Annotated in this window: 12 protein-coding genes and 1 pseudogene; 2 read left to right on the forward strand and 11 right to left on the reverse strand. The window is 72.1% G+C overall.

Annotated elements, in window-relative coordinates; translation table 11 throughout:
- Positions 1-98 precede the first annotated feature (98 nt).
- Both RCO28_RS06800 and RCO28_RS06805 read left to right on the forward strand, forming a co-directional pair.
- Positions 99-2,483 (forward strand): ribonucleoside-diphosphate reductase subunit alpha, encoded by a 2,385-nt coding sequence (locus tag RCO28_RS06800; RefSeq protein WP_308940045.1) that lies wholly within the window; start codon positions 99-101, stop codon positions 2,481-2,483.
- Complete coding sequence (locus tag RCO28_RS06805; protein WP_308940046.1) at positions 2,483-3,496, forward strand: ribonucleotide-diphosphate reductase subunit beta; 1,014 nt, start codon at positions 2,483-2,485, stop codon at positions 3,494-3,496. The genes RCO28_RS06800 and RCO28_RS06805 overlap by 1 nt, the downstream gene beginning before the upstream one ends.
- Before the next feature lie 77 nt (positions 3,497-3,573).
- On the opposite strand, the gene def is transcribed toward RCO28_RS06805, so the two are convergent.
- The 11 genes and pseudogenes from def to RCO28_RS06860 all read right to left on the reverse strand — a co-directional run bounded on the left by def (position 3,574) and on the right by RCO28_RS06860 (position 14,608).
- Positions 3,574-4,233: a peptide deformylase gene (def, locus tag RCO28_RS06810; RefSeq protein ID WP_308940047.1), complete on the reverse strand. Its 660-nt coding sequence runs from the start codon at positions 4,231-4,233 to the stop codon at positions 3,574-3,576.
- 76 nt (positions 4,234-4,309) lie between these two features.
- On the reverse strand, positions 4,310-5,290 hold the full coding sequence (locus tag RCO28_RS06815; protein ID WP_308940048.1) for a hypothetical protein: 981 nt from the start codon (positions 5,288-5,290) through the stop codon (positions 4,310-4,312).
- Positions 5,291-5,561: 271 nt separating this feature from the next.
- On the reverse strand, positions 5,562-6,848 hold the full coding sequence (locus RCO28_RS06820) for an HD-GYP domain-containing protein (RefSeq protein ID WP_374991105.1): 1,287 nt from the start codon (positions 6,846-6,848) through the stop codon (positions 5,562-5,564).
- Positions 6,845-8,464: an HD-GYP domain-containing protein gene (locus tag RCO28_RS06825; RefSeq protein WP_308940049.1), complete on the reverse strand. Its 1,620-nt coding sequence runs from the start codon at positions 8,462-8,464 to the stop codon at positions 6,845-6,847. Before RCO28_RS06825 ends, RCO28_RS06820 begins: the two co-directional genes overlap by 4 nt.
- Before the next feature lie 217 nt (positions 8,465-8,681).
- Positions 8,682-9,038 (reverse strand): mycothiol system anti-sigma-R factor, encoded by a 357-nt coding sequence (gene rsrA / locus RCO28_RS06830; protein ID WP_308940050.1) that lies wholly within the window; start codon positions 9,036-9,038, stop codon positions 8,682-8,684.
- Positions 9,035-9,706, reverse strand: coding sequence for a sigma-70 family RNA polymerase sigma factor (locus RCO28_RS06835; RefSeq protein ID WP_308940303.1), 672 nt, complete (start codon positions 9,704-9,706; stop codon positions 9,035-9,037). Before RCO28_RS06835 ends, rsrA begins: the two co-directional genes overlap by 4 nt.
- A 268-nt stretch (positions 9,707-9,974) precedes the next feature.
- Positions 9,975-10,643 carry an alpha/beta family hydrolase gene (locus tag RCO28_RS06840; protein WP_308940051.1) on the reverse strand — a complete coding sequence of 223 codons (669 nt, stop codon included), beginning with the start codon at positions 10,641-10,643 and terminating at the stop codon, positions 9,975-9,977.
- Positions 10,644-10,687: 44 nt separating this feature from the next.
- Positions 10,688-11,503 (reverse strand): SOS response-associated peptidase, encoded by an 816-nt coding sequence (locus tag RCO28_RS06845; RefSeq protein ID WP_308940304.1) that lies wholly within the window; start codon positions 11,501-11,503, stop codon positions 10,688-10,690.
- A gap of 116 nt (positions 11,504-11,619) precedes the next feature.
- Positions 11,620-12,169 (reverse strand): annotated as a pseudogene (locus tag RCO28_RS06850) (agmatine deiminase family protein).
- Between the two features lie 205 nt (positions 12,170-12,374).
- Positions 12,375-12,956: a helix-turn-helix domain-containing protein gene (locus tag RCO28_RS06855; protein WP_308940052.1), complete on the reverse strand. Its 582-nt coding sequence runs from the start codon at positions 12,954-12,956 to the stop codon at positions 12,375-12,377.
- A gap of 146 nt (positions 12,957-13,102) precedes the next feature.
- Entirely contained in the window at positions 13,103-14,608 is a 1,506-nt protein-coding gene (locus RCO28_RS06860; protein WP_308940053.1) for a serine/threonine-protein kinase, read from the reverse strand.
- Positions 14,609-14,716 lie beyond the last annotated feature (108 nt).

Raw genomic sequence — 14,716 nt, forward strand, 5'->3', positions numbered from 1 at the left:
GAATGGGCCGGTGGACGCGTCACGGTGTGCCGTCCCGCGGTGCCGTGCGCCCACTCCCGCCCGCAGCAGGCCCCGAGCCGAGCGAGGGAGTGCCCCACGTGACCATCGCGCCAGCCGATCCCGTCTCAGCCCAGGCCGAACAGGCCGAGGCCGTCGAAGACGCCCCGGGAACCGCGCTCCTGCGGACCCTGACCGAGCTGACCGCCGACCTGCCCGGCACCGACCCCGGACGCGTCGCCGCCGCCGCGCTGCGCGGCCGGCACGCCGGTTCGGACGCGGCGGAGCTGCGCGACCTCGCCACGGACGCCGCCGCGGGCCTCATCTCCGAGGACCCGGCCTACTCCCGTCTCGCCGCCCGGCTGCTCACCCGCGCCATCGCCGACGAGGCCGCCTCGCAGGGCGTCACGTGCTTCACCGGGTCCGTCGCCGTCGGCCACCGCGAGGGCCTGATCGCCGACCGCACCGCCGCGTTCGTGACGGCGCACGCCGCCCGGCTCGACGCCCTGATCGACACCGGCGCCGACGACCGCTTCGGCTACTTCGGCCTGCGCACCCTGCACAGCCGCTATCTGCTCCGCCACCCGATCACCCGCAAGGTCGTCGAGACCCCGCAGCACTTCATGCTCCGCGTCGCCGCCGGCCTCGCCGAGGACGAGAGCGAGCGCGCCCTCGACGAAGTCGCCGCGCTCTACGGCCTGATGAGCCGCCTCGACTACCTGCCGTCCTCGCCGACGCTCTTCAACTCCGGTACGCGGCACCCGCAGATGTCGTCCTGCTACCTGCTCGACTCCCCGCTCGACGAGCTGGACTCCATCTACGACCGCTACCACCAGGTCGCCCGCCTCTCCAAGCACGCCGGCGGCATCGGCCTCTCGTACTCCCGTATCCGCAGCCGGGGTTCGCTGATCCGCGGGACCAACGGGCACTCCAACGGGATCGTGCCGTTCCTCAAGACGCTCGACGCCTCCGTGGCCGCCGTCAACCAGGGCGGGCGGCGCAAGGGCGCGGCCGCGGTGTACCTGGAGACCTGGCACTCCGACATCGAGGAGTTCCTGGAGCTGCGGGACAACACCGGCGAGGACGCCCGCCGTACGCACAACCTCAACCTCGCGCACTGGATCCCCGACGAGTTCATGCGCCGGGTCGCGGCCGACGCCGACTGGTCGCTGTTCTCCCCGGCCGACGTGCCCGAGCTCGTCGACCTGTGGGGCGAGGAGTTCGACGCCGCGTACCGCACGGCCGAGGCCGCGCAGAAGGCCCGTAAGACGCTCCCCGCGCGGGAGTTGTACGGCCGGATGATGCGCACCCTCGCCCAGACCGGCAACGGCTGGATGACGTTCAAGGACGCCGCCAACCGCACCGCCAACCAGACCGCCGAGCCCGGCCACACCGTGCACTCCTCGAATCTGTGCACGGAGATCCTGGAGGTCACGGACGACGGGGAGACCGCGGTCTGCAACCTGGGGTCGGTGAACCTGGGTTCTTTCGTGGACGCCGACTCCCAGGACATCGACTGGGAACGGCTCGACGCGACCGTCCGTACCGCCGTCACGTTCCTGGACCGCGTCGTCGACATCAACTTCTACCCGACCGAGCAGGCCGGCCGCTCCAACGCCAAGTGGCGCCCGGTGGGCCTGGGCGCGATGGGTCTGCAGGACGTGTTCTTCAAGCTGCGGCTGCCCTTCGACTCGGCCGAGGCCCGGGCCCTGTCCACGAGGATCGCCGAGCGCGTCATGCTCGCCGCGTACGAGGCCTCCGCCGAACTCGCCGAGCGCAACGGCCCGTTGCCCGCCTGGGAGAAGACCCGCACCGCGCGCGGTGTGCTGCACCCCGACCACTACGGCGTCGAGCTGAACTGGCCGGAGCGCTGGGACGCCCTGCGCGCGCGGATCGCTCAGGTCGGCATGCGCAACTCGTTGCTCCTCGCCATCGCACCGACCGCGACCATCGCGTCCATCGCCGGTGTGTACGAGTGCATCGAGCCGCAGGTCTCCAACCTGTTCAAGCGCGAGACGCTCAGCGGCGAGTTCCTCCAGGTCAACGCCTACCTGGTGGAGGAGCTCAAGCGGCTCGGCGTCTGGGACGCGCAGACCCGCGAGGCGCTGCGCGAGTCCAACGGCTCGGTGCAGGGCTTCGGTTGGGTGCCCGAGGAGGTGCGGGCGCTGTACCGCACGGCCTGGGAGCTCCCGCAGCGCGGCCTCATCGACATGGCCGCCGCCCGCACCCCGTTCCTGGACCAGGCGCAGTCCCTGAACCTGTTCCTGGAGACGCCGACCATCGGCAAGCTCTCGTCGATGTACGCGTACGCCTGGAAGTCGGGCCTGAAGACCACGTACTACCTGCGGTCCCGTCCCGCGACCCGGATCGCCCGAGCCGCCGGTTCGAACGCCGCCACCGCCACCCCGATCCCCGCGCAGGCCGCCGACCCCGAGGCCGTGGCCTGCTCCCTGGAAAACCCCGAGTCCTGCGAGGCCTGCCAGTAATGACCAGCCAGAACAAGAACCTGCTCGACCCGGGCTTCGAGCTGACTCTGCGCCCCATGCGCTACCCGGACTTCTACGAGCGCTACCGGGACGCGATCAAGAACACCTGGACCGTCGAGGAGGTCGACCTCCACTCGGACGTCACCGACCTCGCCAAGCTCTCGCCGGGCGAGCAGCACATGATCGGCCGGCTCGTCGCGTTCTTCGCGACCGGTGACTCGATCGTCGCGAACAACCTGGTGCTCACCCTCTACAAGCACATCAACTCCCCCGAGGCGAGGCTCTACTTGAGCCGTCAGCTCTTCGAGGAGGCCGTGCACGTCCAGTTCTATCTGACGCTGCTCGACACGTATCTGCCCGATCCGGAGGACCGCAACGCGGCGTTCGCGGCGGTGGAGAACATTCCGTCCATCAAGGAGAAGGCGGACTTCTGCTTCAAGTGGATGGACTCAGTGGAGTCGATCGACCGCCTGGAGACCCAGGCCGACCGGCGCCGCTTCCTGCTCAACCTGATCTGCTTCGCGGCCTGCATCGAGGGCCTGTTCTTCTACGGCGCCTTCGCGTACGTGTACTGGTTCCGCTCCCGCGGCCTGCTGCACGGTCTGGCCACCGGCACCAACTGGGTGTTCCGGGACGAGACGATGCACATGAACTTCGCCTTCGAGGTCGTGGACACCGTCCGCAAGGAGGAGCCCGAGCTCTTCGACGACAAGCTGCAGGGGCAGGTCACCGACATGCTGCGCGAGGCCGTCGAGGCGGAGCTGCAGTTCGGGCGTGACCTGTGCGGCGAGGGTCTGCCGGGCATGAACACCGAGTCGATGCGGCAGTACCTGGAGTGCGTCGCCGACCAGCGCCTGACCCGCCTCGGCTTCGCCCCGGTCTACGGCTCCGAGAACCCGTTCTCGTTCATGGAGCTGCAGGGCGTCCAGGAGCTGACCAACTTCTTCGAGCGCAGGCCGTCCGCGTACCAGGTCGCAGTGGAGGGCTCGGTCTCCTTCGACGACGAGTTCTGAGTACGTTCCACGAGTTCTGAGTACGTTTCAGGGGTCGGCCCACTCGACGGGCCGACCCCTGAACTCGCTTGTGGTGCTCAGTCGTTGGGCACGACCTCGTAGCGCGGCGTGCCCTCCTCCATCTGCCGCAGGGCGTCCTTGCGGTCGCGCTTGGAGAGGCGGTCGATGTAGAGGTAGCCGTACAGGTGGTCCGTCTCGTGCTGCAGGCAGCGGGCGAAGAAGCCGGTGCCGCGCACGGTGATCGGGTTGCCCTTCTCGTCCTGGCCGGTCACCACCGCGTAGTCGGGCCGGGCCAGCTCGGCGTACGCCGTCGGCACCGAGAGGCAGCCCTCGTTGCCGTCGTCGAGCCGGCGCTGCTCGGCGGGGAGGTCCTGCAGTACGGGGTTGCAGATCACGCCGACGTGCCGCTTGCCCTCGTCGTCGGGGCAGTCGTAGACGAAGACCTTCTTGTCGACGCCGATCTGGTTCGCGGCGAGGCCGACGCCCTCGGCGTTGCGCTGGCTGGCGAACATGTCGTCGACGAGCTGCGCGAGCTCGTCACCGAACTCCGTGACGTCCTTGCACTCCTTGTGCAGGACCGGGTTGCCCACGACGGTGACCGGCCGGGACGTACCGCGCTCGCGGTAGGCGGCCTCGCGCTCCTCGGCGTTCTCCGTGTCGATGACGAAGCCCTCGTCGTCGACGGGGAGCACGCCCGCCTTCGCCGCCGTCTGCTGATCGGTGTCCTGCTGCGCCATGTCCGACGTACGCCTTCCTCAACATGCCAAGTGTGGAAGTACAGCCTACGGGGACCTGCTGGGGAGGTGTCTCGGGTCAGCAGACTTCTTCCAGGTCCCGCCAGTCACGGGTGTCCGGGCTGTCCGCCACCCAGCCGTCGAGCAGCCCGCGCACCAGGCCCGCGGGCGCCGCGATGCCGCACTCCCGCTCCGGGACCCACAGGGCGCCGGGGCTGCGGTGCCCGAGCGGTCCGGGGTGGCCGGGCTCGCTGTGGTCGTGCGGGTCGAGGTGCTCGCCGTCGCCCTCGTCGCTGGGCATCCGGCTCTCCGAGCACATCCGGCAGAGCAGCCGCACCGAGGACGACCAGTCCTCGGCGGCGAAACCGGCGTCCGCCGCGAGCCGCTCCAGGGCGTCCCGGTCGGCCTCGCCCGCCGCTTCGAGGAGCACCACCCAGGTCGGCACCGGTGAGGGCGCCCACAGCTCGATCTCGTCGAAGACCGGGTACGACGGGCCCGCGCCCGTGGTCCGCTCGCCGTGCGGGACGCCGTCGTGCAGCACGACCTCGCCCCAGCGCCTTCCGGACGACGGCAGCGGGATGGACAGCACCTCGATCCGGGCCGGGTCGAGCCGCCGGCCCCAGACCACCTCGGCCTCGCCCTCCGGGGACAGCCGCACGGCCGCGCTGCCGAGCTCCATGCCGAGCGGCGGCTCGCCGCCGACGGGTCCGCCGGGGACCTTCAGTCCGTACGCCTGCCAGGCGCGGCGGGCCAGCGGCCAGTCCTGCAGGGCGGTCGCGGCGATTCCGACGTTCCACCAGTCCGGGGCGCCGGCCTCGCGGTCGAGCAGCGCGACGGCCCGCAGGCCCGCGGCGCGCGCCTGCTCCCAGTCGTGCCGGAACTTGTGCAGCAGGGCGAGGTTGAACCAGGACTCGGACAGCCACGGTTCGAGGTCGGCCGCACGGGTCAGGAGCGCCCCCGCGTCCTCGTACCGGCCGTCTCCGATGAGCGTGAACGCCCGGTCGGTGGCCTGCCGCCAGGAGGCGGAGGGCCGGTGCCGTCCCTTGCCGAAGATCCTCACGATTCCCGCCTGCCCAGGTCGTTCCACTCTCAGTGCAGCATCGGGCCTTTGCCCCCGGACACCCTGCACTTCGCATCCAACCATGCCCGGTCGGACGCCCGCTCATTACCCATGGGTTACCCAGGTGGGACCAGGGAATCCCTGCCCGGGACCGCCGATCCGCGACGCATTCCGGACGCCTTCGTCCGGCCCTTCGTCCGGCCCTTGGCCCGGCCCTTCGCCCGGCTCTCTGTCCGGCCCTTCGCCCGGCCCTTGGCGCGGGCCGTGGCGCTCATCCGCCGACCGGGGCCAGACCGCCCCGGGAGAGCACTCTGGCCAGGGACTCGACGACCTCCGGCTGGTAGTCACGGCCGGTGGCGAGGCGCAGTCGCTCCAGGGCGGCGAGCGGCCCTCCCGGGCCTTCTCCCCGCGCCATCTCGTCGTATGCGTTCGCGGCCCGCACGATCCGCGCCGTGAGGGGTTGGTCACGGTACGGATCGGCCTGCCGCTCGACCACCACCGCGACGTCGGAGGGCACCCCGGTCTGGCGCACCACGGCCCCGCCGAGCAGGGCGATCCGGCGCTGCTCCACGGCGGGCAGCGCGGCCGTGGCGCCGTCCCGCACCGGGTCGACCAGGGAGAGCTGCCCGATGTCGTGCATCAGGGCCGCGTACTCGAGTACGACCAGGTCGAACCCGGAGAGCCCCAGGTCACGGCCGACGGCGCGGCTCAGGGCGGCGACGCGGCGGGCGTGGCCCTGCGGGGTGTACCCGGCGATCTCGGTGGCCCGCGCCAGGGACGTGATGGTCTGCCGGTAGGTCGTACGCACCGCCGCGTACCGGCTGAAGGAGAGCTGGGTGAGCAGCAGCGGCAGGCAGAACAGCGGCAGCGCCCACAGCCCGGCGACGGCCACCGCGAGCGCCATCACCGCGCCGCTCGCCCCCACCGCCGAGCCGATGCCGCGCTTGGCCCGCAGCTCGTCGCGGAGCAGCGGCCCGTACGGCCAGCGGGTGCGGGCGCGGACGAGCGCGGCGGCGAGCACGGCGTCGCACAGCCCGGTGAGCGCGACGAGCGCGACCAGCCACAGCGCGTAGACCGGGCCGTGGCCGATCAGCTCGGCCAACTGGCCGGAGTTGTACAGGGGTTGGAAGAGCACGGCGGCGAAGGCGACGGTCAGGACGCGGCGGGCCAGGTGGTCGGGCGTGGGCGCCCGGCCGCGCGCGAGGTGCGGCACGGACCCGACGAGGAGCGCGGCGACGGTCACGGCGACCACCTGCAGCACGCCGTGGTGCGTGGGGTGCCCGGCGTTCTCGCCGAGCAGGGCGTACGCGAGCGCCCCGGCGGCGCCGAGCGGTGCGGGCTCGCGCTCCTCGGCGGCGCCCTCCCCCGCGGTGCCCCCCTTGCGGGCCAGCTCGCCGACGACGACGAGCGCCCCGAAGGCGAGGGCGACCCCGCGCTGCTCAAGCCCTGACCACAGGACGTGGGCGAGCGCGGTCACCGCGAGCAGTGCGGCCGCGGCGTGCGCGGCCCGCACCATGAGGGGGACACGGACCTGTCGTACGGCCGGCCTGCGGGTCATCGCGGGCGGTCCCCGGCGAGGGGGGCACGGCTGCCGCGCGGCCCCGGCACGTGCGCGGCGGCGACCGCGGCCGTCGTCCGCTGCGGCTCGGGTTCGTCGGAGGTGACGGCGGGGCGCCATCCGTGCCGGTCGAGGGCGCGGACGAGGGCGCGGACCATCTGCGGGTCGAACTGCCGCCCCGCGCACCGCTTCAGCTCGGTGAGCGCGTCGGCGACGGGCCGCCCGCGCCGGTAGGAGCGGGTCGAGGTCATGGCGTCGAAGGCGTCGGCGACGGCCACCACCCGGGCGAACTCCGGGATTTGACGCCCCGTCAGGCCGTACGGGTAGCCGCTGCCGTCGAGCCGTTCGTGGTGGTGCAGGATCGCCGAGCGGGCCTCGCCGAGGAAGCCGATGCCGCGCACCATCTCGTGCCCGTACTCGGGGTGCAGTTCGATGACGCGCCGCTCTTCGGGGGTGAGCGGGCCGTCCTTGCGCAGCAGCCGGGTGGGGACGCCGAGCTTGCCGACGTCGTGCAGGATTCCGGCGAACCGGAGGACCTCGACACGCTCGTCCGCCATGCCGAGTTCGCGCGCGATCAGGACGGAGGCCTCGCCGACGCGCTCGCTGTGCCCGCGCGTGTACTCGTCCTTGATGTCGACGGCCTGCACCAGGGCCCGGATCGTGGCCTGATGGGCGGACCGCTCGCGGTGGTACTGCGCGAACACCCACCAGGAGATGTACATCGGCAGCAGGACGAGCAGCGCCGCCGGCGGTCCGTACGGGCTGCGCCAGAGCACCGCCATCATCAGACCCGCGAAGCCGTGCACGAGGACGGGCGCGAGGGAGCGCGGGAAGAGCCCGCGCCAGGCGGCACGCACCGGGACCCGCTCGGCCGTCGCCAGGATGCCGCCGTCGAGCGCCGCCACGACGAGGGCGAAGACGAGCGCGGCGGCAGCGGCGGGCGCGAGCGCGAGGGGGAAGTCGGGCGCGGCGGGCCTGCCCGCGGTGAGCAACTCCCGCCCGCCGAGGGCGACATGGACGGTGGCCGCGGCCCAGCAGGCGAGGGCGTACCGCGCGGGGCGCCAGATCCGGCGGGGCGGCGCGGGCCCTAGGGCGCGTCTTCCCGATCTTCGCGGATCAGGCCGCGGCGTCATGGGGGTCCCCCCTGCTCGAGCGGAGCCGAGAGCTTGGGGGAGCGTGCTCTCGGCGTGCGCCCGGATCGCCCTCGTACTGGACGTACTTGGGCGGTTCGGGCGTGCGGCGAGTGGGGGTCCCCCCGGCCGGAGGCTGGGGGAGCGTGCCAGGCGTCGTGGACCCGCGAAGATCGGGGAGACGGGCCCGAGCTCGACCCGGGCGAGGGCGGCGCCGGGCACGGCGACGAGGGCGGCCGCGGCGGGCGGCACCAGGAACACCCCGGCGAGCAGCACGGGGAAGAAGCCGACCATGCCGCGCGGTGCCCGTGGCCCGATGCGCCGGAGGCGGGTGATCTGCTCGCACCCGGCGTACAGCACGGCGAGCAGGGCGACCGCGCTCCACGGGGTGCGGGCCGACGGGTCGAGGGCGGGCGCCGCGCAGAGGGCGGCGCCGATCGCGGTCAGGCCGATGTAGACCACGGCCCAGGGGGGAACAGACCGCATCACGCTCTCCTCCCCCTGCGACCGCTGTGCCGTTCAGATTCCGGAGAATAGGACGGCTGCGTGGGCAGCGAGAGGGGATCGGGTGATTCCGCGGCTTATGCGACTGCGGATTCGCACCATCGGGTGACGGGGCCGCACGCGGGCTCGCGATGCGCCCCGCAGAGCCTCAACTCTCCGTCACAGAAACGGAGTTCAGGATTCCAACGGCTGGTGAGCGTCAGGATTCCTGGGGCGAGGGGGACGGCGCGGAGCGGCGCGGCGTGACGGGCTGCTGCGGCTCGGGCGGGGGTGCGGTCAGGTCGTGGTCGGGCACGGCCTCACCGGCGCGGATCAGGTCGATCCGGCCCATCACCTTGGCGCGCAGGTCCGTCGGCACGTCATCGTGTCCGCAGCACCTCTTGACCAGCTTCTTCACGGCCTGTTCGAGGCCGTACTTCTCCAGGCACGGGGAGCACTCCTCGAAGTGCGTCTCGAACTTGGTGCAGTCACTGTCGGGCATCTCGTGGTCCAGGAACTCATAGAGATGGTCCAGGACCTCAGAGCACTCCGTCTCGTGCGGGTCTCCGCAGCTCATGAGCCCGAGCCTTTCGTTCCGTTCGACGACTCTGCCGCGCCGGTCGCGGCACCGGCGGGCACGAGGCCGCGGTCCTTCGCGTAGTCCTCGAGCATGCCGCGCAGCTGTCGCCGGCCGCGGTGCAGCCGGGACATCACCGTACCGATGGGCGTTCCCATGATGTCCGCGATCTCCTTGTAGGCAAAGCCCTCGACATCCGCCAGATAGACGGCGATGCGGAACTCCTCGGGGATCGCCTGCAGGGCGTCCTTCACGTCCGAGTCGGGCAGCCGGTCGAGGGCCTGCGACTCGGCGGAGCGCAGTCCGGTCGACATGTGCGACTCGGCGCGTGCCAGCTGCCAGTCCTCGATCTCCTCGGCCGCGCTGCGCTGGGGTTCACGCTGCTTCTTGCGGTACGAGTTGATGAACGTGTTGGTGAGGATGCGGTAGAGCCACGCCTTGAGGTTGGTGCCCTCACGGAACTGGTGGAAGGACGCGTACGCCTTCGCGTACGTCTCCTGCACCAGGTCCTCGGCGTCGGCGGGGTTGCGCGTCATCCGCAGCGCGGCCGAGTACATCTGGTCGAGGAACTCGAGCGCGTCGCGCTCGAAGCGGGCGTTGCGCTCGGCAGAGGTCTCCTCCGCCGGTTCCTGCGCACGGCCCTCGTCGGTCCCAGTGACCTGACCCACCTCCTCCAGCGACAGGGCGGGATCGAGGCCGACCCCGCTCGAATCGGAGGATAGACGACGATCCGGTCCGCCCGCCGCCCGAATAGGGGCGGTCTTGGCCGCAGCCAGCATCGACCTTCCCAGGTCGGCGGCGCTGGCGCGGCTCGGGCAGGCGATCGAACCCATGCGGCGGACTCCCTCACTCTGTGCGTTCTCGACTGACGTCCGCCACAACAGCAGCCAGGGCCTCAGCATTCCCGAAGCCCCTTCACTCCAGAAGTCCCTCGATTCATTCCAGAAGTCCTTCGATCCAGCCGGAGACCGCGTCTGTGATCAGCGCCACAGACTCCTCCTGCCCGATCTCCGCCCGCTTCGGCACGGCGAACCCGTGATCGCCGTACGGCACCTCCACGAGCTCGTACGCACCGCCGGACGGGAACTCGGCGGGCTTGCCGAAGGGGTCGTTGCCGCCCTGGACGACCAGCGTCGGCACCCCGCTGCCGAGCAGCTCGTCGGCCCGTGACTTCTCCGGCTTGCCCGGCGGGTGCAGCGGGAAGCTCAGCGCGAGCACGGCGTGCGCACCGAGCTCCCGCGCCGTACGGCAGGCCACGCGCGCCCCGGCACTGCGCCCCCCGGCGATCACCGGCAGCCCCGGCTCTTCAAGCGCGGGCCAGAGCGCGCGCCAGCCGGTGTCCAGGGTCTTCGGAGCGGGCGCCACCTTCTTCCCGGCGACCCGCCAGGGCTGCTCGACGAGGGCCACGGTCACGCCCTGCGCGGGCAGTGCGGCGGCGAGCGCCCGCAGGTCGCGGGCCTCGATGCCGCCGCCGGCGCCGTGGCTGACGGCGAGGACAAGCCGCGCCTTGCTGCCGGGGTGCCAGGTGATCCTGGCCGGGCCTGCCGGGGTGTCCACGGTCTGCGTCCTGCTCGACTGCGTCTTGCCTGGCTGTGTCTTGGTCACGTGCCCATCGTGCCCCGCGCGGTGCCGGTCGGCGCACCGCACGGTCAGAACAGCGTGCCCTCCTCCGGGCCCTCCAGCTCCTTCAGCAGCTCGGGCCCGTTGTTGCGGACGTTGCTCACCGCCGTCGACACCGGGTAGGCGCGCATCAGGCCCTCCGGCGGCGGGGCGAGCAGGGAGCGCAGGTCCTCCACGTCGGTGTGGCGCGGGTCGAGCCAGGCGTCCCAGCGGTCCGAGGTCAGCATCAGCGGCATCCGCGGGTGGATGTCGGCGAGCGACTGCGGGCCCTCGGCCGGGGCGACGCCGAGGGGGCCCGTCTCCGCCTCCGTGGTGATCACCGAGCAGGTCACCCACCAGGCCTGCGGGTGGTCGTCGGGGAGCGTGCTGTCGCGCCAGAACTCGTAGAGCCCGGCCATCGCGAAGACCGAGCCGTCCGCCGGGGTGACGAAGTAGGGCTGCTTGCGCGGGCGCTTCTTCTTGCCCTCGACCTCCAGGTCCCGCTCGGTGGAGCCGGTCACCCACTCGAAGTAGCCGTCGGCGGGCAGGATGCAGCGGCGGGCGGCGAAGGCACGGCGGTACGCGGGCTTCTCGTGCACCGTCTCCGCGCGTGCGTTGATCATCCGGGCCGCGCCCTCCGGCGACTTCGCCCAGGACGGCACGAGGCCCCACTTCAGGGTGCGCAGCTGGCGGACCGGGGTGCGGTCCGGCGCGTCCTTGAGGGGACGGTCGAGGACCGCGTACACGTCTTTGGTCGGGGCCACGTTGTAGTCGGCGGCGAGCGCCTCCTTCGGCTCCCACTTCTCGACCTCGAAGACGCCTGCGAGGTCCTCGGGCCCACGACTGGATGAATACCGTCCGCACATCGATGACCACCCCAGTACCAGTGTTGCAAGGCGAGCGGCGACCACCGTAACGGACCACCTGATCGCCTCCGTCCAGAGGTACGGGCGCAGGGCCCAGGTGGTCCGTGCCCCGTGGCCTACGGCACGGGCTGCTGTTGCGTCACACAGTGGATGCCGCCGCCTCCGGTGCCGAGGCGGTCGATGTCCAACTGCTCGACGGTGCGGTCGGGGTAGCGGCGGGCCAGCCTTCGCGGCCTCGTCCGCGGCGGTGTCGCCGAAGTGGGCGCAGACGACCGCGTCGTTGCAGAGGTAGTAGTTGGCGTAGGAGGCCAGGAAGCCCGGGTCGGTGGACCGGATCCTGCCGTAGTCCGGACCCTGCAGCCGGCGCACCTCCATCGGTCCTCCGTCGGCGGTCGTCGACTCGGTGAGGATGCGGTACTGCCGGCGGGCGTCCTCGGCGTAGGCGTCGTCGTCCGAGGCCAGGGGCATCTGGACGGCGGTCAGCCCCGCCGCCGCCAGGAAGGTGCGCCTGTTCGGGCCCGGTGCCGCGTGCGGGCCGACGGTGTCGGCGATCAGGGCGGTGGCTTCCGGGACGTTGAGCAGCAGCCCTCTCGCCTGCCGGGATCGCGCGAGTTCGGCGGTGGTGAACAGCAGCAGCCGGTCACGTTCTGCGGGAGTAAGTGGCATGGGTTCGTTCCTCGCTCCGGGGGTTCCAGGGGTTCCGGGAGCTCCGGGGCCTCGATGCTCGGAGGCTGCCGACGGCCTCACTGTGGCACTGACTGAATTTTCAGTCCAGGGCTCGGGCGGCGGCGAGGAAGAGGTGGGATACGGAGATGGGATACAGAGATGGGCAGGCGGAACGGAACGGTGCCGCGCGGCAGTGCCGGTGCTGCTACTTCCCCTGCAGCCGGGCCAGTTCGGCGTCGATCGCGCCCCGCATCAGGTCGCGCGCGTGGCCGAGGTCGAGGCCGCCGCTGAGCCACCGCATGCTGAGACCTTCGAGGAGGGCGGTGAGCCGCTCACCGGCCGCCGCGAGAGCGGGCGCCGGGGCCATCGGCTGTACGTGCCCGAGGAGGGCCGCCACCTCCTGCCCCCACACCAGGGTCGCCCTCGCGAGGTCCTCGCGAAGCACCTGGTCGAACACGGCGCTCGCCCGCAGTTCGCCCCAGGCGGCGCTGTTCTCCCTGACCTCGGGGGTGTCCTGCAGTTCGAGGAGGAGGATCTCCTCCAGTTCCGCACGCGGTTCGAGCGGTTCGGCGTCCGCAGCGCGGCCCGTCGTGTAGCGCTCGGCGCGATCGTTGATGAACTCCAGCGTGTGGCGCAGGATTCCGGTGCGGTCCTTGAAGTGGTAGTAGATCAAGCCGGTCGAGACGCCTGCCTCGGTGGCGAGTTCTTCGACGCGCAGACCGCGCACACCACGGCGGGCGATGAGCCGTGCGGCCGCTTCAAGGATCTGTGTCGTGCGAGTCGCCATGGATCCGAACCTTACCGGGCCCTCAGCGGCCCGGTGATCTCGGCCGACCGGTGGCCGGACGGGGCGGCGCCCGGCCGAAGGAAGCCCGAACCGGGGCGCAGGAAGCCCGATCCGGGCCGAAGGGGGCGATCCGGGCCGGAGGCCCGTCAGCCGTCCTCCCGGTACCCGCTCAGGACCACCGTGACGGGCCCCTCCCCCGGAACGGCCTCGATCAACCGCAGGACGACGATGCTCTTCCCGTCCGGGCTCCGGACGCAGAAGGGGCGCTCGTCGGCCAACTCGTCGTACGGAAGGGCGGTCACCGGCTCCCGCTCGATGCCCCGTACGCAGTCGTCGGGACTCAGTACGTATCCGGCGGCCACGAAAGCGTCACTGTCCTCGGGAAGGACGAACTCGCCCTCAGCGCGCTCCAGATACCACTGAACGGTCTCGACGGGGACGACCTTGCCCGCCGCGAGGTCGAACTCGTAGTCGGGGTCGGGGGAGGTGAGTTCGGCGTCCGCGTAGTCCGGCACGTACACCGGATCGGGCGCGGAGGAGGACGGGCGGGGCGATGGTGTGGGCGGCCCGGAGGACGGCGTGGGCGACCGGTCGGCCGAGCCGCCCGGGTCTGCCGAGTACGCCGAGTCCGCCGAGGCGCGCTCCGTGCCTTTTCGGTACTCCAGCACGTAGTACGCGGTGCCTCCGGCGGACAGCAGGAACGCGGCCACCAGAGCGGCGACGACCCGGCGTCCGCGGCGCCTGCGGGCCCGGTGTGGCGCGGGCCCTTCCCGTCCGCCGCCGCCGCCGGGAGCGGCCTGGGCGAGCGGGGCAGCGGCGAAGTCGGTGAGCGTGGGCTGGGCGTGGACGTGGACGTGTTCCGGTCCGGGAGGCCGCCCGTCCAGGCAGCGCCGCACCAGGTCGTACAGCTCCGCCGGAACCCGGGACAGGTCTACCTCCTCGTGGGCCACCCGGTACAGCACGGCGGACTCAGGACCGCCGCCGAACGGGAGCACTCCCCCGGCCACGTAAGCGGCAAGTGCTCCGAGCGCGAAGACATCGGTCGCCGGGGTCACGGTCCGGCCCACTGCCTGCTCGGGTGCCATATACGCAGCGGTGCCGATTCTCAGCTCCGTGCCGGTCATGCCGGTGGCGTCAGCCGCGCGGGCGATGCCGAAGTCGATGACGCGGGGCCCGTCCCCGGCGAGCAGCACGTTGGCCGGCTTGAGGTCCCGGTGCACCACCCCTGCCCCGTGAATGGCCTGCAGCGCTTCGGCGATGCCCGCCACGAGCAGGAGCGCCGTCCGCACCGGCAACGGGCCGTGCCGCTCCACCACTTGCTGCAGGGAGGGGCCGGGGACGTAGGCGGTGGCCAGCCACGGCGTGGGGGCGTCCGCTCCGGAGTCCACCACCTGAGCGGTGAACAGGCCGTGGATGCTTCGAGCGCTGGCCACTTCGTCGGCGAAGCGCCGACGGAACTCGGGGTCGGCGGCGAACGCGTCCCGGACCGCCTTGAGTGCGATCGGCCGCCCGCCCGGCGTATGGGCCAGGTAGACGATCCCCATGCCGCCCGCGCCAAGCCGGGCGTGGAGCGGGTAGCCACCGATCTCGCGTGGATCGTCGGCCGACAGAAGGGCGTGGGCGGACTGCGCCCCGGAAGGCTGAGTGGACATGCGAGGGCTCTTTCGGCGAGAGGGTGCCGGGTTTCGGTGCGAGGGGGCCGGTCACGGAGAGGTCGGCTTCCGCACCCGCGCGCGGGGCGGCGGGCCGCCCGCAGTCAA

It is taken from the genome of Streptomyces sp. LHD-70, from assembly GCF_031157275.1.
In the GTDB taxonomy this organism is placed as follows: domain Bacteria; phylum Actinomycetota; class Actinomycetes; order Streptomycetales; family Streptomycetaceae; genus Streptomyces.